This window comes from Dactylosporangium maewongense (assembly GCF_039531485.1).
In the GTDB taxonomy this organism is placed as follows: domain Bacteria; phylum Actinomycetota; class Actinomycetes; order Mycobacteriales; family Micromonosporaceae; genus Dactylosporangium; species Dactylosporangium maewongense.
Genome location: NZ_BAAAQD010000016.1, coordinates 309,071 through 334,642, shown reverse-complemented (window position 1 = coordinate 334,642; position 25,572 = coordinate 309,071). Strand labels below are relative to the sequence as shown.

The window sequence follows — 25,572 nt, the reverse complement described above, 5'->3', positions numbered from 1 at the left end:
GCCTACTGGAGGGTAACCCTCAGTCGATCAGGCGGTTGATGATCTCATCCGGGTCGGCGTCCTCGGCCTCCGCCTGCACGTCGATCTCCCAGCTGCGGGCCTCGGCCCTCGCGCCGGGCGCCAGGAAGCGTGAACCGCCCGGCGTCAGCTCCATCATGACGCTGTCGTCGCGCCAGTCGGTCGTCACCGTGACGACGCCGCGGTCGCCGTCCGCCATGCACGCCGCCATCCCGCGCAGCACCGTGCACGCCCACAGCAGCGTCGGCAGCCGGAAGTCGGCCCGCGACTCGAACTCGACGACGAGCGCGGCGGTGGCTTCGTCGTACCGCAGCAGCAAACCGTCCTGGACGAGGTCGAGCAGCACGTCGGCATGGTCGCCGTCGAGCCACGAGTCGCACTCGGCGATCGCGGCGGGCAGCTCGTCCCGGTCCTCCTGCCCGCCGGTGACGCCTGCCCACTCCGCCGGCGACCAGGCCGACGCCGGCTCGACCGGCGCGTTCAGGTACGCCCGCAGCCGGGAATGCTCGATCCTGACCGCCGCCGTCACGCAGACTGACTCTGACACGGCGACACTGTAGACCGTCACCCCCGACCGCGTCGCCGGGCACTGGGACGCCTCCGAGGACGGCGGCGTCACCTGGCGCAAGGACTTCGACCTGACCTTCGACCGGCTGTAGCGTTCACTGGCCGGCGTTCACTGGCCGGCGTACGGGTCGGCCCAGTCGAACTGGTCGGCGGCATCGAGACGGGCCAGCTGGTCGGCGCTGAGCGTGAGCGCGACGCCGTCGAGCGCCGCGTCGAGCTGGTCGACCTTGCTGCCGCCCAGCATCGGCCGGAGCCCGTGGCTGAGCAGCCACGCCAGCACCACCTGACCGCGCGCGGCCCCGGTCTCGGCGGCCACCGCGTCCAGGGCGGCGATCCTAGCGGTGTTGCCCGGGTGGTCGTACACGTCGGGAATCGGCTTCATCGGGTTGTCATACGCACCGGACAGCAGCGGCGTGTACGCCCACACGTCCATGCCGTGCTCCTTGGCGTAGTCCGCCTGCTCGTCGCTGAGCACCCCGAAACGGTGCACGACCCCCGGCGGCAGTGTGCCGGGCCGAGGCCGCAGGTAGGTCGCGTTGAGCTGCAGCGCGTCGAACGGCTTCGCGCCGGTCGCTTGTGCGTGCGCGCGACCGCGCTCCACCAGCCACGCCGGGTGGTTGGAGACCCCGAACCGGTCCGCGGCCAGGCCCTGCAGCGCGTCGACGGTGTCCTCGATGCGCACCGACCGGTCCTCCTGGTGCAGCCACAGCAGGTCGACCCGCTCCACGCCGAGCCGCTCCAGGCTCCCGTCGAACGCCTTGCGCACCGCGCCCGGCGACAGCCCCGCCCGCCGCTGCGGCCACGACCCGGGCTCGACCGGCTCGGCGCCGAGCTTCGTCGCGATCCGTACCGTCGTGCCGGGCCGCGCCTTCAACCACCGCCCGATGACCCGCTCGCTGTCCCCGCCGTGCCCGCTCTCACTGGCCCAGAACGCGTAGCAGTCCGCCGTGTCGACCCACACCCCACCCCGCTCGACGAACCGGTCGAGCAGCGCGAACGACGTCCGCTCGTCGATCGTCGTCCCGAACATCATCGCCCCGAGCACCAGCGGCACCTGCGTCACATCGTCCATACCGCCGACCCTGACACCTGGAGCGCGCTCCAGGTCAAGCCACGTGTGATCATGCCGCCGTGGGCTTCGCCACCGACGACCCCCAGGACGCCGACGAGGACGAGGACCGCTCCCCGTTCGTCGAGGACAAGGTGGACGACTTCCTCACCGCCCTGGGCCTGCCCCCGTTCCGCGGCTGACGGACCAGCGGTGCGGTAGCGTCGGGCGGCGTGGAGCCGGACTGGGTGACGGACACGCGGGCGTCGTACGACACGGTCGCGGTCAGCTACGGGGAGATGCTGAAGGACGCGTTGGACGGGCAGCCGGTGGTGCGGCACGTGCTGGCGATGTTCGCGGAGCTGGTGCTGAGCGCCGGAGGCGGGCCCGTCGTCGATGTCGGCTGCGGTACCGGCCGAGTCACCGCCAACCTGCGAACACTGGGCCTCGACGCGTCGGGTGTGGACCTGTCCCCGGGCATGGTCGAGGTCGCGCGGCAGGACCATCCTGGGGTCAGGTTCGACGTGGGCTCGATGACGGGCCTGGACCTCGCCGACGGGTCGGTACAGGGCATCCTCGCCTGGTTCTCGATCATCCACGTGCCTGACGACGCGGTCCGGCAGGCGTTCGGCGAGTTCCGGCGGGTGCTGCGGGACGGCGGGGTGGTGCTGGTCGGCTTCTACGTCGGCGACACCACGGTGCTGAAGACCGAAGGCTACGGCGGCCACCCGATGAAGGTGCACGTCCACCGCCGCCCGATCGAGCGGGTCGCCGGCTGGCTGACCGAGGCGGGCCTCCGCACCGACGTCGAGCTGCTGCACCACCTGACCGACACCGTTACCGGCGGCATGCTCATCGCACACGCCTGACGGCGCCGGCGATGATCTACGCTGATCCTCGTGGGCGCGGCGGAGGGTGGTCGGATTCTCGCAGTTCGCGTCAGCTTGTTGATGGGGCCGCTGGTCCTCATGTTCGGCGTCGCCGCGCTCGCCGGCATCGTCGGCCTGACCGCCGCGCGTGCGGAAGCGGTGTTTCTGTTCGGGACCATCGGCATCGTCGTGCCGATCGTCGTCCTGGCCGGGCGATGGGCCGCCCCGATGCTGGTCGTGGCCGCCGTGGTCGCCGGCTTTCTGGCGTCGGCCGTGCTGTTCACGTTCGTCCCGACGATGGTGCTCTCCGTGCGGGGGCGTCCGACGACAGCGGTGGTTGCGACGAGCACTGACGTCACGGTGCACAGCAGGTCAGGCACCAGCCACGAGTGGCGGTATCAGCTCGTCGACACGGCTGGCCGGCCGATCCCCGGCCGCCTGACCGCGACCGGACCGTACTGGCAGCCCGGCGACCAGGTCGACGTGCTGGTCGATCCCAGTGGGCGGATCGATCCGCACGAGGCCGGCGAGGTCGACGACTGGCCATCATCGGCCGTCATCGCCGGGTCGTTGATCGCCATCACGGCAGGCTTGGCGGTGCTGGCCGCCAGGCGAGGCAGGCGTCCCTCGTAGACAACCGGCCGGCCGGATCGAACCCACCGCAGCAGGATCGCTCAGCGGCGGCGGAAGAAGGTGCGCTTCGGCTGCACGAGGTTCTTGATGAGTGCGTGGATCGTGTCGAACGTGAGCACGGTCGGGTTCCGGTCGGCTGATGCGAGCAGGCCCAGGCAGCGCAGCACGAACTCGCGGGCGCCTCGCTGGTCTGCGGTGAAGACGGGACCGCCCGCGAATCCGGCGGGCAGCGTGCCCCGCCAGCGCACGACGCCGTCAGGGTCCCGGGCGATCGTGGAGGTGGCGATCGCCAGCGGTCGCGCCTCGCCGGGCTCGCCCAGCTCCCGGGTGACGTGGCCCAGGGCGTACGCCCCGCGCGGCTGCGCATCGACGGCGCGGACGTGCTCGGCCTTGGCGGCGGCGCCGTCGGTGATCTGCGTGGTCGCCCAGGACCAGCCCTTCCTCGCCGCGTGCTCGTGGAGGAACGACGTGCGTGTCACCGCCACACCGGAGCGCCGCGCCCACATCTGCTCGAAGTCGGGCCCGATCAGTTCGTCCGACGCCGCACCGGTGGGCTCGACCAGTTCGGGCCGCAACCGCACCTCGCCGAACCTGGTACGCGTCAACCGGTCGGCGGTCAGCCACCATTCCCGGACCTGCTCACCGTCGGGCGTGGACGCCACCAGCTCGTTGTAGAAGAACGCCGTCCCCGGGCTCGTGCGCGACCCCACCGGGAGGGTGCTCGCGCTCCAGTGCTCCAGGACCAGGTCGGCGAGTGGATCATCCTCTGTCACGGCTGACATCTTGCCTGCCGCACGTCCGCGCCGGAACCCCGTACGCCGCGGCTGAAGGCCGAAGCGGCGCCGCGGTCATGACGGGCGGAGCTGCTGTTCGATGCGGAGGAGCTTGTCGGCGTTGAGGTCGGTCTCGTAGCAGGTCGGTGCCGGGTCGGTGAAGAGCTCCGGGTACACGACGATCCGCCGCTCGCCGTCGAGTTTGGCCTCGATCGTGCCGATGACGAGGACCGCGCCGGGTGGGATGCGGTCGGGCTGGATGACGACGCTGTGCAGGGCGTCGGGGTGGGTGCGGCGGTACTCGAAGCTCTGCAACGCCGTGGACAGCGTCGACCAGGTGCGGCCCGCGCCCGGTCCCACAACAGTCGGTCGTCGTCATCCATCACCAATGTTCTGTCCGCCGCCGCCCTCCGCTTCCCGTGCCGGGATCACGGTTGCATGAACGTCGGGCGGCGGCGGTGTCACAGGGCGGCGGGCTGTCTCGTCCCAGAGGGGAGTACAGAGGAATGCGGGACGAGGAGGACGGTGTCATGCGAGTGTTCGTGGCAGGCGGGACCGGGGTCATGGGGCGGCGGCTGGTGCCGCTGCTGGTGGCGCGCGGGCACCAGGTGACGGCGACGACCACGACCGCGGCGAAGATCGGGCTGCTGGAAGGGCTCGGCGCGAAGGGGGTCGTGATGGACGGGCTCGACGCGGCGGCCGTCGGCGAGGCGGTGGCCGCGGCCGCGCCGGACGCGATCGTGCACCAGATGACCGCGCTGTCGCCCGGGCACTCCGGCAAGCCCAACCCGCGGCGACCCGACCGGTTCTTCGCCCTCACCAACCGGCTGCGCAGCGAAGGTATCGACCACCTGCTCGCCGCGGCCGAGGCCGTCGGCGGCGCGCACATCGTGGCGCAGGGGCACGCGAGCATGAACGGCGGGCGCGACGGCGGCTGGGTGAAGACCGAGGACGACCCGCTCGTGGTCGTGGAGGGGACCAAGGCGATCAACCACCTGGAGTCGGCGGTCGTCGCGGCCGGCGGCGCGATCCTGCGCTACGGCGGCTTCTACGGCGCCGGCTCCCACGACGACCAGGTCAACCTGGTCCGCAAGCGGCTCGTGCCGATCGTCGGGCGCGGCACCGGCCACTTCTCGTGGGTGCACGTCGACGACGCCGCGGCCGCCACCGTCCTCGCCGTCGAGCGGCGGGCGCACGGGATCTTCAACATCGTCGACGACGAGCCGGCCCCGGTCGCGGTGTGGTTGCCGTACCTGGCGGAGTGCGTCGGGGCCAAGCCGCCGCGGCGGGTGCCGGTGTGGCTGGCGAAGCTCGTCGCCGGGGACATGGCCGTCGGCGCGCTCGTCGAAGGCCGTGGCTTCTCCAACACGAAGGCGAAGCGGGAGCTCGGCTGGAAGCTGCGGTACCCGTCATGGCGGCAGGGCTTCAAGGAGGCGGTGGCATGACGAAGGTCGAGGAGTTCGAGGAGCTGCGGCCGCTGCTGTTCTCGATCGCGTACCGGATCCTCGGCAGCGTCGCCGAGGCTGAGGACGCGGTCCAGGAGACCTGGCTGCGCTACGAGCAGACGGGCACCCGGCCCGCGTCGGCGAAGGCGTTCCTGTCGGCGGTGGTCACGCGGATCTCGATCGACGTGCTGCGCTCCGCGAGGGTGCGGCGGGAGGCGTACGTGGGGGAGTGGTTCCCCGAGCCGCTGCTCGCCGACCCGTACGACGACCCGGAACGCGCCGCCGAGCTCGCCGACTCCGTGTCGATGGCGGCGTTGCTGCTGCTGGAGCGCCTGACGCCGCTCGAGCGGGCGGTGTTCGTGCTGCGGGAGGTGTTCGGGTTCGGCTTCGGTGAGGTCGCCGCCGCCGTCGGCCGGTCCGAGGCGGCGTGCCGGCAGCTCACCGTGCGGGCCCGCCGCCACATGGACGTCGGACGCCCCCGGTTCGAGGCCGACCGCCGCGAACGCGACGAGCTCGCCGCCCGGTTCTTCGACGCCCTCCACGACGGCGACGTCGACGCGCTGCGCGAGCTGCTCTCCGCCGACGTGCAGATGGTCGGCGACGGCGGCGGCAAGGCACCCGCCCTGGCCAACACGATCTTCGGTGCCGACAAGGTGGCGCGCCTGCTCGCCGCGTACTTCCCGGCGGTGTTCCGCGCCGACCTGGGCGTCGAGCAGTGCGAGATCAACGGCCAGCCCGGCGCCGTCTTCCGCGACGGGAACGGCAACGTCGCCGGCACGGTGTCGCTGGACGTGCTCGACGGCCGGATCCAGACGATCCGCTCGGTGGTCAACCCCGACAAGCTCGCTCACCTGGGCCCGGTCGCGGACGGCTGGGCCCTCGCCCGCGAGGTGAAACGGGCCCGGACGACAGGGGACTGACCCCCGCTGACGTACAGGCGGCGAAGGCGGCTCCCGACGAGCGTTGGGAGCCGCTGACCGGGTTGTGTGAGCTGGATCACTCGCACGCTGACGGGGTTGCCGGGGACTACCCTGCGAGCGCGCTGGATGGTGATCGGCGGCTCCCCGGTCTTCCCCTGAGGAAAGGTCACCGCCATGGCACCGTCGTCATCTCCGGCTCCCTTACCGATCCGATGGGCGGTGATCCTGCTTGCGGCGGTGGTGGCAGCGCTGGCCGTCGGTGGTCTCACCGTGCGTGAGACGGGTAGCTGGCCGGCCGCCCTCCTGGCCGGCGTCGGCGCCGCCGGCGCCACCGTCCCGGCCCTGCATCGGATGCTGGCCGGATGACCGGATGGACGACCGCGTCGGGGTGCATCGCCGGCGACCCTCCGGTCGTCGGGCCGGCACGACCTGAGACGGCGCTATGTTGAGCGGCGTCGCCACGGTGGCGTGGCACCCGTGGCACGTGATCAGGAGCAGCGATGCACGATGACGGCACCGACACCGGGACGACGGACATCGCGCCTGTCGCTGCCCGCCCGGTGGTCGACGTCGCGGCGAAGAACCTGGAGTTCACCCTGTTCTACACCGCTGACCTGCCGAAGCTGGTCGGGTTCCTGGTCGTGCAGGGCGCCCGGCCGGACCTCGCGGCCGACCTGGCACAGCTGGCGATGACCGATGCGTACCGTCAATGGGACACCATCGAGGCGCCCAGGGCCTGGGTCCGGACGGTCGCCACCCGCCATTGGTGGCGGCACAACGACCGGCACCGGCACGAGGTGCCGCTGGACTCGCTGCCCGAGCCCGGCTCGCTGCTGTCGCGCGACGAGGCGGCCGACATCGAGCACCGGCACACGTTTCTGGCGGTGATCGGCACGTTGCCGCCCGGGCAGCGTGAGGTCCTCGCCTGGACGTATGACGGATACCTGCCGACGGAGATCGCGGCCCAGTTGGGGAAGACCCCCGAAGCCGTCCGGTCCGCGCTGCGCGACGCCAGGGCGGTGTTGCGGGAGCGGTACCCGCGCGGCGAGGTGACCCCGTGAACACGCCCGACAGTCGTCTGCACGCGGCATTGCTGGCGGACCTGGCCCACACCCTGCGCCTGGGCGCGGGTCTCGGCTCGATCGTGACGACGGTGGCACCCGCCGCCGGCCATGAGGACGACCGGGGCGCGCACGATCGCCTCGTCGGACACCTCGCGAGCGGTCTGGACGTCCAGCACGGGCTGACCGCGATCCTCGGCGTCGAGGGCGGTCACGCGAGCCTGGTCGACGACCTGTCCGGCACCCTGGACGCCTCGCGCGGCCTCACCGCCATCCTGCGACCGGAGCACGGTCGGGCGCCCGCGGCAGCCCTCGCGGACGTCTACGCCGCACCTGATCCGTGCCGGCTCTCCACCCGCGCCCTCGGCCTTCACCACGCCCTCGACCGGGCGGTGCGCGAGCTGCGCGACGTGCGGGACCACCTCGCCGACGTGCCGCTCGACCTCGAGGACGGTGACTCCGACGCGGACCTGGCAGGCGTGCTCGTCCGCCAGCGGGAGCTCGCCGCGAAAGCGTCCCGGGCGCTCGGGACTGCGTTGACCACGGGCGATGAGGCGGCCAGCCTCAAGGTGACCATGACGTCTGACCTGCTCGACGTGGGCGTGGACCCGACGTTCCTGCCTCACCTGGATGCTCCGGCGGAGGCGGAGTCCACACCCGGCGATGAAGCACACCTCGCCGGCGCCATCGTCGTCGGGTCCGGCGGTGGCGGCTTCAACGTCATCACGCCTTCCGTCGCCCGCCTGGCGGAGCGGTTGTTCTCCCACGGCACGCCGGTCGCCTCGGAGGACGAGGTCGACCGTGGTGCCGTGGCCGAAGCCGGTGACGTGCTGCGGCAGGCGGCGGATGAGCTCGGCGAGCTCAACCTCCGGTTGGCGGACCGCTCCGGAGGCATGGGCGTCACTGCGTGGCGGCAATGCACCGGCCACGTCGACAGCCTGATACAGGCGCTGGACGAGCTCGGTGCGGCGCTGTCCGACTTCCGCGGCGCCGACCTGCGGGCGATGCAGTGGCAGCCGACCCTGGAAGACCTGGACGGCGTGCGCTGGTCCGACGCCACGGCGACCGGAGGTGCGACCCGCTGGCCGGAGGCGATACGGGAGGCCGTTGCGGATCCGCTCGTCTCGCAGGCGACTGCGGCCGTCGGTGTCTACGTGGTCAGGTTCGGCACGGTCGTCGGCACCAGCCGCTGACCTGCCCCGCACCGATCACTGACCGATCCCGCCGTCAGCCCAGGGCGCGCAGGACCATGTCGACCAGGGCGTCGACGTCGGTGGTGGTCATCGGCTCGCCGGTCATGCCCATGCGGTGCAGCAGGGTGCCGACGACGACGTCGATGAAGAACAGGACGCGGTGCTCCGGCTCGTCGAGGGCGTCCTGGAGCACCAGCCGGTACGGGTCCTGCAGCTGGGTGGACAGGACCTGCCGCAGCGCGGGGTCGTTGACGGCGTCGGTGAACACGCCCGCGAAGGCGGCGCCGACGCCCGGTTCACCGATCTTCGCGGCGATCCAGCGGATGGCGTTGGCGAGGACGGCGGACCGGTCGGCGCCGGTCAGGGGCACCGGGCCGAACGCGTCGACGAGGCAGGCGGTGATCAGCGCGCCCTTGGACGGCCACCGGCGGTAGACAGTGGTCTTCGCGATGCCCGCCGCGGCGGCGATCCGGTCGACGGTCGCGTGCGCGTAGCCCAGCTCGTGGACCGTGCGCAGGGTCGCGGCGAAGACGGCGGCGTCGACGCCGGTGCGGGGGCGGCCGGGCGGTCTGGTGGAAGCGGGCATGGCCAAACCATACCCAGTTGTGCTACTCCTAGTATCGATACTTCAAGTAGCGTAATTGAGAGGGCGTGCCATGAGAGCACCGCTGGGCATCCGGGTGTTGCAGACGCTGCGCAAGGAGCCGGACTGGCTGGCGATGCCGGCCGAGGACCTGGACGCCTTCCGGACCGCGGAGAACCGGCGCCGGTCCACGCCGCTGATCCGGGTCGTCACCGGCTTCCCCGCCCGCGGCGTGACGATCCACTGGCACGAGCTGCCGCTGCCCGGCAGGTCGCTGCGGATCCGCGTGTACCGGCCGGCGAACGACGACGCCGCGGACGCCGGGGACGCGCTGCCGCTCGTGCTCCACGTGCACGGCGGCGGGTTCGTCGGCACCGCTGTCCAGAGCGACTGGATCAACAGCCACCTCGCGGCGCGGCTGCCCGCGGTCGTCGTGTCGGTCGAGCACCGCCTCGCCGCCGCCGGGGTCCCGTTCGAGGCCGCCGTCGACGACGGGTGGGACGCGCTGCGCCACGTCCTGGACCACCCGGCCGCGCTCGGCGTCGACCCCGCCCGCGCCGCCGTCTTCGGCGAGAGCGCCGGCGGGCTCGTGGCCGCCCTCGCCGCGATCCGCGCCCGCGACGCCGGCCTCGCCCTGCGGGCGCAGGTCCTGGTCAACCCGTGCGTCGACCTCACCGAGACCGCCCTGGACTACCCGTCGATGACCGAGCACGCCGACAGCCCCACGCTGACCGTGCCGCAGCTGCAGCTGTTCCGCCGGCTCGCCGTGCCCGAAGGCACCGACGCCAGGGCTGTGTCGCCGCTGTACGCCGGAAGCCTCGCCGGCCTGCCCCCGGCGCTCGTGGTCGTGCCGACGCTGGATCCCGTGGCGGACCAGGGCCGCGCGTACACCCGCCGCCTCCGCGAACAGGGCACCCCGGCGCAGCTCACCGAGCACGCCGGGGCCCCGCACGCATTCCTCAGCATGCCGGGCGTCGTCCCGCACGCCAGGGCCGCCCGCGCCGAGATCACCGGCTTCCTCCACGGCCGCCTGACCTGACCGCCGTGGAGGAAGCCGAACCTCACCTCACGCCCACTTCTGGAACATCTGCTTGGTGTTGTTGCGCGCGTTGTTGGCCAGGACGAACCCGACACCGTCCGCGTCCGCCCCGGTCTCGACCGCGAGCGCCAGGCCGGAGAGGTCGTTGGTGATGCGCCAGATCTGCAGCCCGTTGTCGCGGATCAGGACCCACTTCTGGCTCGTCGTCTGGTCGCACGGGTTCTGCACCACCGGCGTCCCGGCCGTCGACCCGAGGCCACCCAGCGTGTCGAGGCACTGGTTGCTGTACCGGTTCTGGATGGTGTACCGGTCGTTGCCGAGCGGCGTGAACTTCCACTGCCCGTTGTAGGCCATGTTCCCGTACTCCGCCGTCACGACCTGCAGGTCGTTCGTGGTGTACGGCGCCGGCACGGCGGCCACCTTGTCGGTGGCGAAGCTGCTGAGGCGTTCCCACTCCCCGTCGGCCGCACGCGCCGGCGCCGACACCGCCACCACGCCACCGGCGGCGAGGGTCACGGCGAACAGCAGTCGCATGCTCTTGCTGACGATCGTCATCACTGACTTCCTTCCGTCATGCCCGCCTGCGGTGGCGGGTCATGACGGCCACTGTCGGCCGCCGACCTTCGCCGAACCTTCGGCAATCCTTCCGCCGGCCCTTGCCCGGCCCGACGGAATGGCATCATGCGGTGATGGAGATCGAGGTGGTGCTCGGGGACATCGTCGACGAACAGGTGGACGCGATCGTGACCGCGGCCAACGAGTCGCTGCTCGGCGGTGGCGGCGTCGACTGGGCCGTGCACCAGGCAGCCGGGCCGCGGCTGGCCGAGGCGGGCGCGGCGATCGCCCCGTGCGACCCGGGCGACGCGAAGGCCACGCCGGCGTTCGCGCTCGACCCGCCCGTGCGGTACGTCATCCACACCGTCGGACCGGTCTGGGACGGCGGCGCGTACGACGAGCCCGCCATCCTCGCCTCCTGCTACCGCCGCTGCCTGGCGGTCGCCGACGAGCTCGGCGTCCGCAGTCTCGCCTTCCCCGCCATCGCCACCGGCGTCTACGGGTTCCCGCCGGCCGCCGCGGCCAGGATCGCGGTCGACACGCTGCGCACCACCCGCACGTCGGTCGAGCGCGTGCGCCTGGTCGCGTTCGACGAGGAGGCCATGGACCTCCTGACCGCCGCCCTCGCCCGGGAGCCGTCGTGACGCTCGAGGTGCCCGCGTGGGCGGGGGAGGTCGCCCGCGGGCTGGAGCGGCCGCTGGTGTTCGCGACCGTCAGCGGCGCGCACCTGTACGGGTTCGCGTCCGTCGACTCCGACCTCGACCTGCGCGGCGCGCACCTGCTCGCCGCGGAGGAGGTCGTCGGGCTGCGGACCGGGCCGCAGACCCTGCAGCACGCCGGGGTCCGCGACGGCGTGGAGCTGGACGTCGTCAGCCACGACCTGCTGAAGTTCGCGAAGATGCTCACCGGCCGCAACGGCTACGTCCTGGAGCAGCTGCTGTCGCCGCTGGTGGTCGTGACGACCCCGGTGCACGCCGCGCTCAAGGCGCTCGCGCCGGGGCTGGTCACCCGGCACCACGCGCACCACTACCTCGGCTTCGCCGCCACCCAGGAGCGGCTGCACGCGAGGACCGGCGAGCTCAAGCCCGCGCTGTACACGCTGCGGGTGCTGCTGACCGGCATCCACCTCATGCGCGCCGGCGAGGTCGAGGCGGACCTGGGCGTGCTCGGCGCTGATCTGCCCTACGTGCCGGACCTGATCGCCGCGAAGCGCGAGGCCGAGCACGGGCCGCTGCCCGACGGTGCCGCCGCGCACCTGGCCGCGGACGTCCCGCGCCTGCGCGCCGAGTTGGAGGCCGCCCGCGACGCCTCACACCTGCCGGACCGCCCGGACCCGGCGGCCGTCGACGCGCTGCACGACCTGGTGGTGCGGACCCGGCTTCAGCCGAACCAGGTCATCGCCTGACCGTGCGCCCTGGTCCACGCGAGGGGTCGCCCGTCGAGGGCCAGCACATTGTGCAGCGTGTCGTCCGGTTCGTCCGGGATCCGCCCGTACGGCAGGACGTCCGCGCCCTCCACGGCGATCCAGTGGCCGGTCAGCCGCCGTACCACATCCGCGAACGCCAACCGGCGGGCCGACGGCACCTGGTAGAGCACCGAGGTGTGGAAGACGACGACGGTCGCGCCGCCGGGCGCCTGCGCCGCCAGGCCCGGCAGGTCGTCGACGAGGTCACCGCGGCGCAGGACGGGCGGGTCGGCGGCGGCGACGGCGGCCGCGGCGCGCAACCGGTCGCGGCGGTGCTGGTGCTCCGGCCAGATCAGCGCCTCCAGCCAGGCGACGTCGGCCGGGTCCGTGACGTCGAGCGGGTTCAGGTCGATGCCGGCCCGCCACACCACCTCCGGCAGCCGCTGCGGCGGTGCCGTGCCGGTGAGCGTGCAGTCGAGCACCGGACCGTCCTCGCCGATGACGTCGCCGCCGTTGTACCGGTAGCGGTACCGGTCCGGGTAGAGCCCCAGACCCGCGGACGCCCCCACCTCGAGCAGCGCCAGGGGCTGCGGCAGTGCGGCGAGGACCGGCAGCAGCAGCGCACACCGCCCCGCCTCGTTCGTCTGCGTGGCCCGCCGCCGCAGCTCGGTCTGCACCGCGGCCCAGTTCGCGACCGTGAAGTCGTGGAACGCACCCGGATCGTCCACCGGCCCGCCGAGCAGCCGCACCACGCCGAGCAGCAGGTTCGGCTGCCGCTTCGGCTCCGGCACCGTCTCCAGCAGCGCCACGACCTCGGCGTCCCGCGCGATGGCGTGGCACAGCCGCTCGTACAACGGCGAAACACCCCGCGCTTCCCTCGCCGCGAAGTCGGTGAACCTCGATGCAGTGCTCACCGCGTGATCGTCGCACGACTCTGTGGCACGATCGAGGTCGTGGATGACGTGTCGCGGGGACCTGTGCTGGTGATCGGGCTCGACCCCGAACGGATCCCCGGCTGGGACCCCGAGCCCGTCGTCGCGGCGATCGCCCGCGGCCAGGCCCACTTCGCCGAGCACGGCATCGAGGCCGACCTGTGCCTCCTCGCCCCCGACGAGGACCCCGCCACCGCGATGACCGAGGCCCTGACCGCCAAGCCCTACACCTGCGTCGTGGTCGGCGGCGGCATCCGCAAGCACGAGCCCCTCCTGCTCCTGTTCGAGCAGGCCGTCAACCTGGTCCGCCGGCACGCCCCGGCGGCGGCGATCGCCTTCAACAGCACCCCCGAGGACACCGCCGAAGCCGCCCTCCGCTGGCTGAAGTGACGACCTGCTGGTTCCGCCCGCTCGGCGATCCGGGCGAGGACCGGGACGTGCACCCGGACGACCTCGCGGCCGTCTACGACTCCCCGGAGGCGGGCCCGGAGTCGGCCTTCCGCTGCGCCACCGCCACGGCCGCGGTGATCGTGTTCCTCGTCGGCGACGCCCACTGCCTGGTCATGCTGCGCTCGGGTGGGACCGACGAGTTCCTGGTCGAGCCCGGCAACGACGACACGTCGGTGCCCCTGTCCGGCGTGCGGACGGCCGTGCCCGCCGGCGCCGTCGTGCCCCGCCGGCGAGGCCTCGAGGCCCTCCAGGGCGTCGACGACCCGGAGCGGCTGCGGGCCGCGCACTCCTGGCGGGCGGTGCCATGCTGGCTGCACGACCCGCTGCACGAGCGGCTCGGCGACGTCGTCGAAGCCCTGATCGACCGTGCCTACGCCGCCCCACCGGACGCGCCCGCCGCCCTGCTCCATGTCAAACACCTCATGCTGTTCCACAACGAGGCACAGGCCAACGGCTTCTCGCCAGAGTTGGCAGAGGACGCCGCCCTCGGCGCGGACCACCTCGACCTGCCCGATCTCGCCGCTGTCATCCGTGAGATCCACGCGGACGAGGATATCGACTGGCGGCGGCTCCACGAGAGGTACCAGGCCTGTTCAGGCCCGTTCGGCGACGACGCCGGGCTGATCCGGGCCGCGGTGGCGCGCCGGTTCGACGCCTTCCCGGGCGAGTTCGGCGCTGACGACCGCATGCCCCAGCCGTAGGCTGCTGCGGTGGTCGATCTCCCGCCGTGTGACGACGTGTGCGGTGCGCTGGAGGAGCACGTCCGGCGGTTCTTCAGTCCCCGTGGCGTCGAGGTGCTGACGTGGGAGGCGGGGCCGATCCGGGCCGTGAACCCGCACTTCCGGGTGCTGCGGGTCGCGCCCGCTGAGCCCGGCGGGCTGTGGGAGTACGTGTCGACGGGCGGCTGGGCCGCCACCGCCGAGCGTGACGACGGTCTGGAGTTCGTCCTCAGCACGCCGGTCGCGACGCCGTGGGCGGTCGAGCTGCTCGCGATGATGGTGTACTACCACCGCGGCGGCCAGCTCGGCCTCGGTCACACGGTCCCGATCGGGGAGCCGTGGCTGCCCGGCTCCCGCTGCGACCACCTGCTGGTCTCCCTGCCGTACCCGTTCGGGCCGGAGCTGGAGCTGTGCCACGTCGGCGACCGCCACGTCGAGTTCCTGTGGCTGCTACCGATCACCCAGGCGGAGCGCGACTTCAAGCTCGCGCACGGTCAGGAGGAGCTCGAACAGCGCTTCGAGGCGGCGGGCCTGCGGTACTGGGACGTGAACCGCGGCTCGGTCGTCTGATCCGGCACCGCCGCGGCCCGGTCCGCTCCTGGCCGGCGCGTCACCGGCCAGGAGCGGGGTCCGTCACCGATCGTCGCGCAGCCAGCGCCAGGCGACCACGCCGACCCAGACCTCGAACGCGAGGGTGCTCACCGCGAGCAGCGGGAACATCGCACCTGACACCAGGGTCGCGCTGCCGGCAAGGCTGAGCACGACGATGACGACGCCCGTGCGGACCAGCCACGGGTTCCTGCCCCCGGCCCGCAGCGCGAGCGCGATGGCCCCCACGAAGAACACCCGGGCGAACACCGAGAACGCCAGCCCGAACGGCGCGACCGAGTCCCACCCCGCGAGGATCCGCAGGTCCGCCCCGGTGGAGGCGGTCTCGAGGGCCACGTCGTGCAGCATCCCGCCCAGCGGCCAGATCAGCGCCAGCAGCGCACCGGCCGCGACCGCGACGGTGGCGAGGGCCCCGCTGCCGTCGGCCCGCCGCAGCCGCACGTGCACCGCCCCGAGAAACCCGAGCAGCAGCGTGCCCGCGGCCATGAAGGCGAAGTTGCCGATGCGGTACAGCTGCGCGGCGTCGAAGACGCTCTGCCCGCGCTCGATCGCGGGGTCGCTCTGCGAGCCGGCGTGCGGGAGGACGAACACCGTCATCGCCACCATCACGAGCAACTGGCAGACGGTGAAGGCGATCCCGAAGCGGGTGCTGGCACGGGTCATGTCGGCGGCCGGCGCCTGTGGACGGCCGGTTTCGGTCAAGGTCATGGTGGTTCCTCAAGGTTCGTCGGAAGGTCCGCGAGGTGCGGATGCCGCCACGGTACGAACGGCGCCGGCCGACCCGCATCGACCCACGGGCTGCTCCGACGATCAGCCCGTGGGATGAGGCCCGCGCCGCTGGTCATGGCTTACGCTCGCCGCGTGAACCCCAGGTTGGACCGGCTGCACGTGACACGGTTGGACGTCGTCCTGACCGCCGTGCTGACGGTCGCCGGGCTCGTCCAGGCGCTGGTGCTGCCGTTCGCCGCGCCGGGGGTCGGCGAGCTGTTCGTCGTCGGGTCGACGCTGCCGCTCGCGTGGCGCCGCCGGCACCCGGTCGAGGCGGCCGCGGTGTCCAGCGCGTTCTGGCTCATCACGATGGACGGGTTCCCGCTGCTGGGCTTCGTCACGGTGCTGCTGCAGTTCTACGCCCTCGGCGCCTACGGCGCGCCCCGCGCGGCGGTGTGGGCGGTGTCGGTGTGGGCGTGCGTGACGGGCGTCGTCGGCACGCTGCTCGGCCCGGAGGTGCCGACGGCGGCGATCGGCTCGGTCCTCGTCGTCGTCGCGCCGGTCCTCGCCGGGCGCATCGTGCGCCGGCAGCGGCAGCAGCACCAGGCACTGCTGGACCTGGCCCGCGAGCTGGAAGCGGAGAAGCGCAAGGTGCAGGAGGCCGCGGTCAGCGAGGAGCGGGCCAGGGTCGCCCGCGAGCTGCACGACGTCCTCGGCCACGAGCTGACGCTGATCGCCGTGCAGGCGGAGGCGGCGTCGGCGGCGCTGCGGCTCGCCCCCGACCGGGCCGCCGCGCCCGTCGAGGCGATCCGCGAGACCGCGCACCGGACGCTGCGGGAGATCCGCGCCGCGCTGGACGTCGTGGCGCCGCCCACCGACCCCACCGACGCGACCCCCGCCGGCCTCACCGACCTCGCCCGCCGGGCCCGGGACGCGGGGATCGCCAACTCGCTCACCGTCACCGGCACGCCGTGGGCCGGAAACACGTCGGTATGGCTCGCGGTCCACCGGATCGTCCGCGAGTGCCTGACCAACGCCGGCCGGCACGCACCCGGCACGCCCGTGACGGTCGACGTGCACTGGGCCCAGGACACGGTCACGGTCACCGCGGCGAACGCCGCCGGCCCGCCGCCACGGCCCACGGAAGGCGGCCGGACCGGCGACCGGGAGGGCCGCGGCATCGCCGGCATGCGGCACCGGGCCGAGCTGCTCGGCGGCACGTTCACGGCGTCCAAGGGTGACGGGCGCTTCGAGGTACATGTGACGCTGCCGCAATCAGGAGCGGCCGCATGACCAGCGTCGTCATCGCCGACGACCAGGTGCTGGTGCGGCACGGGCTGCGGCTCATCCTGGAGCTGGCCGGCTTCGAGGTGGTCGCGGAGGCGGCCGACGGCGCTGAGGCGGTCGCCGCGGTGGCCGCGCACGGGCCCGACGTGGTGCTCATGGACCTGCGGATGCCGGTGATGGACGGCGTCGAGGCGACCCGGCGGATCGTCGAGGACACCGGGGGACGCACGCGGGTGCTGGCGCTGACCACGTTCGACACCGACCAGCACGTCCTCGACGTCCTGCGGGCCGGTGCGGCCGGCTTCCTGCTCAAGGACGTCACGTCCGACGGTCTCAGCGACGCGATCCGCCGCGCCGTGGCCGGCGAGCCCGTCCTCGCGCCGAGCGTCCTGGCCCGCGTCCTGGACCACTTCGCCGCCCGCCCCCCGGAGCAGTCGTCGCCGTCGTCGCCGCCGCCCGGCCTGCGCGAGCTGAGCGACCGCGAGCTGGAGGTCCTCGGCCGCATCGGCGCCGGCCTGTCCAACATGGAGATCGCCGCCGACCTCGTCATCAGCATGGCGACGGTGAAGACCCACGTCCGCCACATCCTCGCCAAGCTCGACGTCAGAGATCGCGCACAAGCCATCGTGGTGGCCCACGACGCGGGCCTCCGCCACGACCCGACCCGCTCCGCCCGCGGTGCGTGACACAGACGCGACGGACGCGAGGAGCGGCAACCCGGCCGACACCAGCATGATCGGCGTGCCGATCTACCTGGCTGGGTACCCGACCGCGATAACACCGAACGTCAGCACCTGGGCCGGCACTCCTAGGAGGGGCGGCCCGCTGCCGTTGCGTCAGGGCACCGTGTAGCCGTCCACCGGTGCGGCCTCCTCCGGCGAGCGCTGTGCGGCCGGCGCCCACGACCCCCACGTGACGTACTGCGGCCGGTGCGGCTGCACCATGAACCGCTCGCTGCGCGGATCGGCGAGGCTCGCGAGCCCGGCCAGCGTCGCGACGATGCCGACCACGACGGCCACGATCATCGGGACGACTACGGGGTCGAAGCCGGTCGGCCCGGTGGTCTCGGCCCAGACCACCCACCCGACGACGTAGATCGTGCACAACTGCAGGGCGAGCAGCAGCAGGGCCAGCACCACCGCCGCCGCGGCACGGGCCAGCTGGGCCGCGCCGCGGCGGCGCTGCCGAGCCGTCGTCGCCGCCGCGCCCGCACCCGCGGCGCAGGCGAGGACGCCGACGGCGGCGGACACGGCCATGGCTGCGCCGACCGTGTCGCCCGCGGCGACGCTCAGCGCGGCGACGCCGGCGCTGCCCGCGGCGCCGGACCCGCCGCCCACCCGCAGCCACACCGCCGCGCCCCGCAACGACGCCGGCAGCTCCGGCACGGCCACCGCGCTGGCCACCGTGCCGGCCACGGCGCCGGTCTCCGGTTCTGCCAGAGGGGCCTGCGTTCCGGCGAAGGCCCGGCGGGCCGGCGGGATGCCCAGGCTGACTGCACCCGCCACCAGCCCGAGCACGGCGAGCAGCGCGCCCAGCCCACCGACCCACCGCGGCGGCCCGATCCACACCTCGTGGTCCCAGTTGAACAGCACCGTCAGATGCCCCATGTAGAACAGCACCGCCACACCGATCCCCATACCGCAGAGCCACACCAGCGCGCAGCGCCCCGCGTCCCGGCCGGCCAGGGCCAGCGCCGCCCCCGCCAGCAGGCCCACGACGAGCAGGCCCGCGGGCAACATGAAGGCCAGCGCCTCGGCCGTGAGCGTCGGGAACAGGTGGCGCACCACCCTGGCGTCACGCACGCCGACGTAGGTCGCGTAGAGCAGGATCGAGAGTCCGGCGACCGCGGTCCCGGTCGAGGCCAGGCCGAGGACGATCGGCGGGCGCACTGTGCGTGGCATCTGCGCAGGCTACAGCCGGATCTCGTAGATCAGTTTGAAGGGCGTCTGCGCCGTGCCAGAAGTGGCTGAAGCCGGCCTCGGTCGCCGGCGCACGGGTCGCCGCCTCACCCGCCTGCGCACCGAGGGAATGGCCCGCGTCCGCCCGGTCGGACAGGGCCGTGGCCACCCCGGTCCGGGTGATGCGGGCGGCCCCAGTTCGGATCGCCTCGGCATACGCCGCGGACCCGTCACAGCAGACGACCTGCACCCCGGGACGCTCACGCACCCACCCGGCCAACTTGTCCGCCTTCCGGTCGGGCAGCACGAGGCCGAGCTGGGCGCCTTCCCGGCCCGCTGGCGCGACGCGTAGCAGCGGCCGGCTACCGCATGAGCGGGAACGTGGTCCAGTGCCGGCCGTCCGACGACTGGTACAGCGCGTACGCCATCGTGTCGAGCGCGAAGTACCCGTCGCCGCTGCGGTTCCGGCGTACTGGCATCGCCGTCGGTGAGAGGCCGTCCAGGTCCGCTGGGGCGAAGTGGCCGTTGCGCAGCTCGAGGTAGTTGAGTTCCGTGCCGACCTGCAGCGTGCGGGACGTGCCGACGAAGAGGGTGCCGTCCGCGGCGACGAACGACCTGTAGAAGCTTTCGGTGCGGGTGTACGCGATGACGTCGCCGGTGCGGGTCCAGCTCCCGTCGAGGTGCTTCGAGTAGACGTACAGCTGCCCCCTTTCGGGGTCCTCGTATATCTCGCGGTCCTCGACCATCGCGTAGAGCGTCGTGCCGTCCGCCGACGACTGGACCGAGATGCTTTCGTTGCAGTCCTTGGTGCACGGCAGATCGGTGAACGCGTGGGTCTTCCATGTCCGGCCCCGGTCGTCGGAGAACGCCACCGCCGGCCGTCCGGTGTTCTGTGCCCGACCGGCGACCACGATGCGGTCGCCGCCAGGCTGGATCTGGCCGAAGGGATCGACGACGTTGTACGCCGACGGCATGATCAGGTCCGGTTGGTGCGCGAGCGGCGAGATCCGGCGGGTCTGCGGGTCGACCGCGGACAGCTTGCACGGAGCCAGCGCGACGTGCGCGCGGCACAGCACCGCGGCTCCGGCGGGCACGGCCGGTACCGTCGCCGATTCGTCCGCCAGGTCGGCGAATGTGCGGCCGCCGTCGGTGCTCAGCCGCATCGGCGGTGAGTCGTCGCCGCTCGAATTTGCCCTGGTGAGCACGACACCCACGCTCAATGCCGTCACGTCCTGCACCGCGAGGCTGCTGCGCGCGGTCCAGGTCCGGCCGCCGTCGTCGGTCCCGAAGATCGTGTCCGCCGCACGGGCGTACGCGTGCTGCGAATCGGCCACCTCCGCCCAGCCCACTGTGACGGTCCGCGTGGAGACGGACGGGGACGGCGAGTTGTCGGCGGGCGGCGGGGCGGTGTGCCGCTCGGGCAGCCACACGATCGCGGCCCCCACTGCGAGGATCGGGACGGTCGCAAGCGCGGTCGCGACCACCGTCCGCCGTCGGTGGCGCCGCCGCCCGGCGTCGAACAGCGCATCGGACGTGGCGCGCGGCGCCGGTGCCGGCGAGCCCGCAAGGTCGTCCAGCAGATGCCTCAGTTCTGACACGACTCCTCCTTCAGCCCCGCGCTGAGCCGCTCCCGCAAGGCACTGAGTGCCTTGGCGGTCTGGCTCTTCACGGTCCCCTCCGAGCACCCGAGCACCGCGGCGGTTTCGGCGACGTCAAGCCCCTGGTAGTACCGGCAGACGATCGTCGTCCGCTGCCGCGGCGGCAGCTGCTGCAGCGCCGCGGCGAACACCATCCGGCTCGCGCTCGACTCGGCGCCCTCGCCGCCGACGGCCCCGTCCGGCACATCGGCGTACGAGCGCTCCCGCCGCCGCCACGACCTGCGCGTATCGGCGAGAAAGGTCCGGACCAAGCAGGTGCGCACGTACGCGTCGAGCAACTGCGCGTCGCGGATCCGATGCCAGCCGGCCGCGACCTTGATGAACGTCGACTGCGTCAGGTCGTCGGCCCAGTGCCAGTCGCCGCACAGCAGATACGCCGTGCGGCGGACCACGATGTGCCGCGCCGCGAAGTACTCCCCGAACCGCCGCCGGGCGTCGTCATCCAGTCGCATCCCGCCTCCTCGGCGTTAAGTGCCTGGATCACCCCGATGCGTTGCCCGCCGCCACAAAGTTTTTCACCGGAAGTCCGGCGTGATCATAGACTCAGCCGCGAAGCTCTGCCCGGTGACGCCCGGCACCATGACGGCGGCATGAGCGTGCACCTGATCAAGTCCGGACGCGCCATTGACACCGGCATGTTCGGAGAATTCTTGGCGCCCACCCGATGGCTTACGCTGACCATCCCAGCGTTGCTGAGATGGTCAGCTCGGCGGCAACCGGAGCTATTTGGTTAGTCGATTAGGGCGTTGAGCTTGTCCAGCATCCACACCGCGGTGATCGCGGTGGCGACCAGGCCCATCCCGTGGCCGGGATAGCCGAGGTGATAGGCGATCGCGTCGACGGCGGCGCCTGCGGCGGCGCCGATCGACATTGCCACAGTGGTGATCAGCGCGGTGCGGGTGGTCCAAGGCTTCCTGGGCATCAGGTCCTCCAACAGATCTGAGTCGGTCTAGCTTGCGACTCCAGTGGACGTCCAGATGGCTGTTCACCAAGGTGTGTAACGAACATGGCTTCGCTCGGATGGCCGTGACCAGGGCGAATGCACACATGTCCACCCGCCTGCACTGAACACAACGAACGCGGTGAACAGAGCCGATAGTCTGCCTGGCGTGAAGGTCGAGGCGGTGCAGTGAAGATCGACCCAGTCCCGGTCGGCTACCACCGAGAACTGCTGACCCTGCTGACCACCCTGCGAGCCAACTGCGGAAATCCGCCATTGCGCGCCATCGCAGCGAAGGCTGGCAGGTCGCTGACCTGGGTGAGTGAGGTGATAGGCGGCCGCAAAATTCCCAGCGGTGACGCGGCCGCCGCCATCGCGAAAGCGCTCGGCGCAACCGTCAATGAGCAGCGACGGGCGCGCGCCCATGCTGAGGCAGCCCGCGAGGTGAGACAACAGACCCACGAGCGCTCCACCGCGCAGCAATTGCCGCGCCAAGCCCGCGGCGCCGACGTGAGTTTGGCCGACAAGCTTGAAGTGCCGAACGCCATTACCGGCGGCATCTTGTTCAACACAGTCGTGCAGGGCAACGCCGTGACGGTCATGCTGCCGGCGACGGTAGCGCAGGCGTTGCGTGGTCTGCCTCCGACATCGTCAACGTTCACGGGTCGCGACCGGCACCTTCGGCTATTGCTACAAGCCCTCGCTCCCGATGCTGAGGGCGGACCGGTGCTCGTCTCGGCCGTGGCAGGACTTGCTGGCGTTGGCAAGACCGAACTGGTAGTGCAGATCGCGAAACGCGCCGTAAGGAAGACCGGCTGGTTTCCGGGCGGGGTTTTGTTCGTCGATATGTTCGGCTATGACTCGCAGCGGCAACTATCTGCTGGCGCCGCGCTACTGGGCCTGCTGCAAGCATTCGGGATGCGCGGTGAGCACATCCCTGCCGACGAAGCCGACCGAAGCCTATTGTTCCGCAGTGTGCTGGCCGCTTACGTCGAGCGCGGACGGCGGATCCTCCTTGTGATTGACAACGCCGCCTCCGCCAATCAGGTAATTCCGTTGCTGCCGAGCGACGGGGTCACAGCGACGTTGATCACGTCGCGACATACCCTCGATGTAGGCGCTCGCCTGCACGATCTGACCGAACTGAACCACGCCGCTTCCGTGCAACTGTTGGCTCGCCTGCTGGATCAGGCCCGTGGCCCGGAGGACACCCGCGTTCAAGACGAGGCTGATGCGGTTGCAAAAGTCGCCGACCTCTGCGCAGGACTGCCGTTGGCGCTAAGGATCGCGGCGGCGCTGCTCGCCGACCACGCCACCCGGCCGGTAACCTCGCTAGCGCGTACGTTAGCTGCCGAGCACACTCGCCTCGATCGCCTTGCTCGACAAGACCGAGCAGTGAAGGCCGCGTTTGACCTATCTTACGAAAGCCTCGACCACCGGCAGGCGTTGCTGTTTCGGCTGCTGCCAGTCAACCCCGGCCCGGATGTCTCAACCGAAGCCGTGTCTCACTTGGCAGACCTTGCCGTCTCCGAGGCCGAACAGATACTTGAGGATCTTGCTCGCGCTCACCTCATAGAACCAACATCCACCTGGGGCAGATGGCGGCAGCACGATCTGGTCCGGCTTTATGCCCGACAAGTATCCGGCCGAACTGACGAGATCGCCACTGCGACAGCGAGGTTGCTCCGCTACTACCTATCAGCCGCTCGTGCGGCTGACGAACATCTTCTGGCTCTGCCTGAGCAGCCAGTGACACATCACTTCAACAGCCGAGAGGATGCCTTAGCATGGTTTGACGCCGAGTGGCTTAATCTAAAGGCTGCGGTGGACCTCGCCGCCACTGTCGACCAACCGAGTACTGCTGTTGACTTGGCCGCCACTCTTGGGTGCTATCTGCCCTTGCGTCGGAGGTTTGCGGAATGGACCGCCATCGGCGCTGTTGCAATCCGGCTAGCCCGCCAAGTTGGCGATCCCCATCGAGAAGGTTTAGCACTAAACAATTACGGCATCGCCCTTCGTCAAACGCGACGATTAGAAGAATCGATCGTCGCCCACCAGGAGGCGATAAGCGCCTTCCAGCGATGCGACGAAACGGTCGGCCGCCTCGGGGAAGCAAGGGCCTGGAACCATTTCGGCGTAACTCTTCATGACCTGCGACGTTTTGATGACGCTGTCAGCGCTCACCAGCAAGCCATTACCCTTTTCCAGAAGGTCGAAGACCATCGCGGCGAGGGATGGGCTTGGTGCCACCTCGGCGAAGACCTGCGTGAGAACGATCTCTACGAGGAAGCGCTCACCGCCCAAGAGCGGGCCGTTCGCCTCCTCGCAGGAATCGGCGAGCGTAGCGGCGAGAGCGCCGCGCTCATCGGCATGGGATTGGCGCTTCACGACTTAAAGCGTTTCCCTGAGGCCATCGACGCTCAGCAACGAGCCGGCGCCATCTGCCAGGAGGTCGGAGACCGCCAGACCCTTGGGTATACACTCAATAACATTGGCCTGACGCTGGCCGAGTTGGAGCGCTTCGACGAGGCCATCGAAGTATATCAAGGCGACCTTGCAATCTGCCGGGAACTTAGTGATCCCCATGGCGAGGCAGGGGTGCTCTACAGCATCGGCCGTGTACTGAATGCAATGCAACGCTTCGACGAGGCCATCGATTTTTTTCAGCAAGCCGCCATACTATTCCATGAAACCGACGACTGTTACTGGGAGCGCATCGCACGCTCCATGCTCGGCTGGGCCTGGGTCCAAGTTGGACGTTTCGACGAAGCCCGGAACACCTGGCTGATGGCTCTCGAAACGATTGCCGACGTCAGCGACGAGGACGATGACGCGACGACCCTGATCAGAAAATGGCTCGACGACCCGCCGCCACCATAAACACTTTGACTGATCTCGAACATAGGCGTCTCAATAGACCGTCCTGCAGTGACAGTACCGGTCTCGAGGCCACCCACAGTGGCGACCGCGGCGGCGACGGTGCCGGATCGGCCTGTGGCTGCATCGCGCATCCCGCCACACCGAAGGCCATCACCGACATGCTGACGAACCCGGCCAGGCGACACCGTAAGGGGGTAGGGATTTAGACACTCGAGCAGCGTAATCGCGGCAACTGCTGCGTGGGGCCGTCTGGCCGCTCCAGCGCCTCGCGGACGGCGGGTCCAAGCCGTTATCGGCGCACCCGCACAAGAACACACCCGGAGGTCAGTCCGTGTGGCAACGGATTGTGCCGCAGTAGCGGCCGGAGTACGCCGACATCGCAGCACCATATGATCGGCAAGCAGCGCCATAGAGGTCACCCTTCCTTACCGTGCGTCACGCCGATCGATGACACCAGCACCCGCGCAGCGGCAGATCAGTGCGGACATTTCAAGGTCAAAGCGGTGATTGATGAGGATGAGCCGCCGTATTCCGGGTAGCTCAGGCCAGGAGCAGCGCGGCTGCAGACCGAAAGTCAGCGAGGGTCTTCATGCTGTCCAGCCCATCGAGATAGCACTGGTACGCGGCGCCAAAGTGCGCGGCGGCGCGGTACACGACGTCGGTCTCGCTGGTCGCTCTAACGGTGAGCGTGTTGGTCCAGTGGGTCATCCAGTCATCGCGGACCGTTGCGAGACTGACGACCATCTCGCCAGGTCGCAGGATGTCAGCCAGCACTGGACGGTCCGGGGCGTTGAGCGCGTCGGCGAGCGCGTCGAACCGGTCGCCGTCGAGGCCGAATACCGTCACCTGAGCGCGATCGCTGGCGAAGACGGCACCGTCCAGCCGGGTCAGGTCATCGAACGAGGCGAGCGGAAACAGTCCCGCGAAACCACCATGGTCGATTTCCCACTGATCCGGCGGCGGATGAATCCGCACACTGGCCCTGGCCGGCACGAACCCCAGGTCGCCGTCGGCGACGTCCAGGTCGTACTCCCATCGCACCAACCGCATCGCATCCCGGTCGACACCGAGTCCCACCGCGGCATTGTCACGGTCCCAGTGAGGGATTCCGCACCGGTGCAGGCCTTCGGTGACGGCCCAGGCCACGGCCCGCCACACGGCCAGCCGTTCGCCGGCGAAGTTGCCGATGCAATACAGGTCCATCGGGTTGAGCTCCGGATCGTCCGGATACGGCGCCAGATCTTGAAGTCCGCGCCACACCTCGTTCACGAGCGTCGAATCCGCCCGCGCGGTGTACGTATGCAGCCCGTCCCGGAACGCATGCTCAAACCGCAGGAAAGCCCACGAACCGCTGGTGCCGTCCGCGCTGCCCATTGTCCGCC

General features: G+C 71.1%; 29 protein-coding genes. 16 read left to right on the top strand and 13 right to left on the bottom strand.

From position 1 onward, the window contains the following. Positions 1-19 precede the first annotated feature (19 nt). On the bottom strand, positions 20-565 hold the full coding sequence (locus ABD332_RS36045) for a hypothetical protein (protein WP_344507227.1): 546 nt from the start codon (positions 563-565) through the stop codon (positions 20-22). Between the two features lie 129 nt (positions 566-694). Further along, the gene (locus ABD332_RS36040; RefSeq protein WP_344507225.1) at positions 695-1,657 is read right to left on the bottom strand and encodes an aldo/keto reductase; all 963 of its coding nucleotides are present in this window, start codon (positions 1,655-1,657) and stop codon (positions 695-697) included. 209 nt (positions 1,658-1,866) lie between these two features. Here ABD332_RS36040 and ABD332_RS36035 point away from each other — a divergent pair, with 209 nt between their 5' ends. Both ABD332_RS36035 and ABD332_RS36030 read left to right on the top strand, forming a co-directional pair. Continuing rightward, positions 1,867-2,502, top strand: a complete 636-nt coding sequence (locus ABD332_RS36035; RefSeq protein ID WP_344507223.1) for a class I SAM-dependent DNA methyltransferase — start codon at positions 1,867-1,869, stop codon at positions 2,500-2,502. Positions 2,503-2,583: 81 nt separating this feature from the next. Beyond that, complete coding sequence (locus ABD332_RS36030; protein WP_344507221.1) at positions 2,584-3,135, top strand: hypothetical protein; 552 nt, start codon at positions 2,584-2,586, stop codon at positions 3,133-3,135. 41 nt (positions 3,136-3,176) lie between these two features. On the opposite strand, the gene ABD332_RS36025 is transcribed toward ABD332_RS36030, so the two are convergent. After that, positions 3,177-3,908: a hypothetical protein gene (locus ABD332_RS36025; RefSeq protein WP_344507219.1), complete on the bottom strand. Its 732-nt coding sequence runs from the start codon at positions 3,906-3,908 to the stop codon at positions 3,177-3,179. Between the two features lie 75 nt (positions 3,909-3,983). Beyond that, on the bottom strand, positions 3,984-4,268 hold the full coding sequence (locus ABD332_RS36020; protein WP_344507217.1) for a hypothetical protein: 285 nt from the start codon (positions 4,266-4,268) through the stop codon (positions 3,984-3,986). Positions 4,269-4,438: 170 nt separating this feature from the next. Here ABD332_RS36020 and ABD332_RS36015 point away from each other — a divergent pair, with 170 nt between their 5' ends. The 5 genes from ABD332_RS36015 (at position 4,439) to ABD332_RS35995 (ending at position 8,527) form a co-directional block, all read left to right on the top strand. Continuing rightward, entirely contained in the window at positions 4,439-5,353 is a 915-nt protein-coding gene (locus ABD332_RS36015) for an NAD-dependent epimerase/dehydratase family protein (protein ID WP_344507215.1), read from the top strand. Then, a complete protein-coding gene (locus tag ABD332_RS36010; protein WP_344507213.1) occupies positions 5,350-6,273 on the top strand; it encodes an RNA polymerase sigma-70 factor in 924 nt (307 codons plus the stop codon). The genes ABD332_RS36015 and ABD332_RS36010 overlap by 4 nt, the downstream gene beginning before the upstream one ends. Positions 6,274-6,492: 219 nt before the next feature. Then, on the top strand, positions 6,493-6,639 hold the full coding sequence (locus ABD332_RS36005; protein ID WP_344507211.1) for a hypothetical protein: 147 nt from the start codon (positions 6,493-6,495) through the stop codon (positions 6,637-6,639). Between the two features lie 134 nt (positions 6,640-6,773). After that, positions 6,774-7,334 (top strand): RNA polymerase sigma factor, encoded by a 561-nt coding sequence (locus ABD332_RS36000; RefSeq protein ID WP_344507209.1) that lies wholly within the window; start codon positions 6,774-6,776, stop codon positions 7,332-7,334. After that, complete coding sequence (locus ABD332_RS35995; protein ID WP_344507208.1) at positions 7,331-8,527, top strand: hypothetical protein; 1,197 nt, start codon at positions 7,331-7,333, stop codon at positions 8,525-8,527. The genes ABD332_RS36000 and ABD332_RS35995 overlap by 4 nt, the downstream gene beginning before the upstream one ends. A 34-nt stretch (positions 8,528-8,561) precedes the next feature. Here ABD332_RS35995 and ABD332_RS35990 read toward each other — a convergent pair whose 3' ends face one another. Further along, entirely contained in the window at positions 8,562-9,113 is a 552-nt protein-coding gene (locus ABD332_RS35990; RefSeq protein WP_344507206.1) for a TetR/AcrR family transcriptional regulator, read from the bottom strand. A 70-nt stretch (positions 9,114-9,183) separates the two neighbouring features. Between ABD332_RS35990 and ABD332_RS35985 the strand changes: the two genes are divergently transcribed. Further along, positions 9,184-10,149 carry an alpha/beta hydrolase gene (locus tag ABD332_RS35985; RefSeq protein WP_344507204.1) on the top strand — a complete coding sequence of 322 codons (966 nt, stop codon included), beginning with the start codon at positions 9,184-9,186 and terminating at the stop codon, positions 10,147-10,149. A 27-nt stretch (positions 10,150-10,176) separates the two neighbouring features. On the opposite strand, the gene ABD332_RS35980 is transcribed toward ABD332_RS35985, so the two are convergent. Continuing rightward, complete coding sequence (locus ABD332_RS35980) at positions 10,177-10,704, bottom strand: RICIN domain-containing protein (RefSeq protein ID WP_344507202.1); 528 nt, start codon at positions 10,702-10,704, stop codon at positions 10,177-10,179. Positions 10,705-10,838: 134 nt separating this feature from the next. Between ABD332_RS35980 and ABD332_RS35975 the strand changes: the two genes are divergently transcribed. Next, positions 10,839-11,348, top strand: a complete 510-nt coding sequence (locus ABD332_RS35975) for a macro domain-containing protein (protein WP_344507200.1) — start codon at positions 10,839-10,841, stop codon at positions 11,346-11,348. Further along, complete coding sequence (locus tag ABD332_RS35970; protein WP_344507199.1) at positions 11,345-12,109, top strand: nucleotidyltransferase domain-containing protein; 765 nt, start codon at positions 11,345-11,347, stop codon at positions 12,107-12,109. The genes ABD332_RS35975 and ABD332_RS35970 overlap by 4 nt, the downstream gene beginning before the upstream one ends. Here the strand turns inward: ABD332_RS35970 and ABD332_RS35965 are convergent. Then, a complete protein-coding gene (locus ABD332_RS35965) occupies positions 12,085-13,023 on the bottom strand; it encodes a DUF2332 domain-containing protein (protein ID WP_344507198.1) in 939 nt (312 codons plus the stop codon). The two genes, ABD332_RS35970 and ABD332_RS35965, sit on opposite strands and share 25 nt — an antisense overlap. Positions 13,024-13,062: 39 nt before the next feature. Here ABD332_RS35965 and ABD332_RS35960 point away from each other — a divergent pair, with 39 nt between their 5' ends. From ABD332_RS35960 to ABD332_RS35950, 3 genes are read left to right on the top strand one after another with little or no spacing between them, the layout of a single operon-like run. After that, positions 13,063-13,431 (top strand): hypothetical protein, encoded by a 369-nt coding sequence (locus ABD332_RS35960; RefSeq protein WP_344507196.1) that lies wholly within the window; start codon positions 13,063-13,065, stop codon positions 13,429-13,431. Continuing rightward, positions 13,428-14,192: a hypothetical protein gene (locus ABD332_RS35955; protein WP_344507195.1), complete on the top strand. Its 765-nt coding sequence runs from the start codon at positions 13,428-13,430 to the stop codon at positions 14,190-14,192. Before ABD332_RS35960 ends, ABD332_RS35955 begins: the two co-directional genes overlap by 4 nt. A gap of 9 nt (positions 14,193-14,201) precedes the next feature. Beyond that, a complete protein-coding gene (locus tag ABD332_RS35950; RefSeq protein WP_344507193.1) occupies positions 14,202-14,780 on the top strand; it encodes a suppressor of fused domain protein in 579 nt (192 codons plus the stop codon). Positions 14,781-14,843: 63 nt separating this feature from the next. On the opposite strand, the gene ABD332_RS35945 is transcribed toward ABD332_RS35950, so the two are convergent. Continuing rightward, positions 14,844-15,527 carry a hypothetical protein gene (locus tag ABD332_RS35945; protein ID WP_344507191.1) on the bottom strand — a complete coding sequence of 228 codons (684 nt, stop codon included), beginning with the start codon at positions 15,525-15,527 and terminating at the stop codon, positions 14,844-14,846. Between the two features lie 153 nt (positions 15,528-15,680). Here ABD332_RS35945 and ABD332_RS35940 point away from each other — a divergent pair, with 153 nt between their 5' ends. Then, positions 15,681-16,820, top strand: a complete 1,140-nt coding sequence (locus ABD332_RS35940; protein ID WP_344507189.1) for a sensor histidine kinase — start codon at positions 15,681-15,683, stop codon at positions 16,818-16,820. Further along, positions 16,817-17,500 (top strand): response regulator, encoded by a 684-nt coding sequence (locus ABD332_RS35935; RefSeq protein ID WP_344507187.1) that lies wholly within the window; start codon positions 16,817-16,819, stop codon positions 17,498-17,500. Before ABD332_RS35940 ends, ABD332_RS35935 begins: the two co-directional genes overlap by 4 nt. Positions 17,501-17,650: 150 nt before the next feature. On the opposite strand, the gene ABD332_RS35930 is transcribed toward ABD332_RS35935, so the two are convergent. The 4 genes from ABD332_RS35930 to ABD332_RS35915 all read right to left on the bottom strand — a co-directional run bounded on the left by ABD332_RS35930 (position 17,651) and on the right by ABD332_RS35915 (position 21,292). Then, positions 17,651-18,715 (bottom strand): hypothetical protein, encoded by a 1,065-nt coding sequence (locus ABD332_RS35930; RefSeq protein WP_344507185.1) that lies wholly within the window; start codon positions 18,713-18,715, stop codon positions 17,651-17,653. A 359-nt stretch (positions 18,716-19,074) separates the two neighbouring features. Next, positions 19,075-20,310: a beta propeller repeat protein gene (locus ABD332_RS35925; RefSeq protein WP_344507184.1), complete on the bottom strand. Its 1,236-nt coding sequence runs from the start codon at positions 20,308-20,310 to the stop codon at positions 19,075-19,077. Beyond that, positions 20,298-20,822 (bottom strand): SigE family RNA polymerase sigma factor, encoded by a 525-nt coding sequence (locus ABD332_RS35920; RefSeq protein ID WP_344507182.1) that lies wholly within the window; start codon positions 20,820-20,822, stop codon positions 20,298-20,300. The genes ABD332_RS35925 and ABD332_RS35920 overlap by 13 nt, the downstream gene beginning before the upstream one ends. Before the next feature lie 278 nt (positions 20,823-21,100). Next, positions 21,101-21,292, bottom strand: a complete 192-nt coding sequence (locus ABD332_RS35915; RefSeq protein WP_344507180.1) for a hypothetical protein — start codon at positions 21,290-21,292, stop codon at positions 21,101-21,103. 207 nt (positions 21,293-21,499) lie between these two features. On the opposite strand from ABD332_RS35915, the gene ABD332_RS35910 reads away from it, so the two are divergent. After that, entirely contained in the window at positions 21,500-24,190 is a 2,691-nt protein-coding gene (locus ABD332_RS35910) for a tetratricopeptide repeat protein (protein WP_344507178.1), read from the top strand. 540 nt (positions 24,191-24,730) lie between these two features. Here ABD332_RS35910 and ABD332_RS35905 read toward each other — a convergent pair. Beyond that, positions 24,731-25,564, bottom strand: coding sequence for a hypothetical protein (locus ABD332_RS35905; RefSeq protein WP_344507177.1), 834 nt, complete (start codon positions 25,562-25,564; stop codon positions 24,731-24,733). Positions 25,565-25,572: the final 8 nt, after the last annotated feature.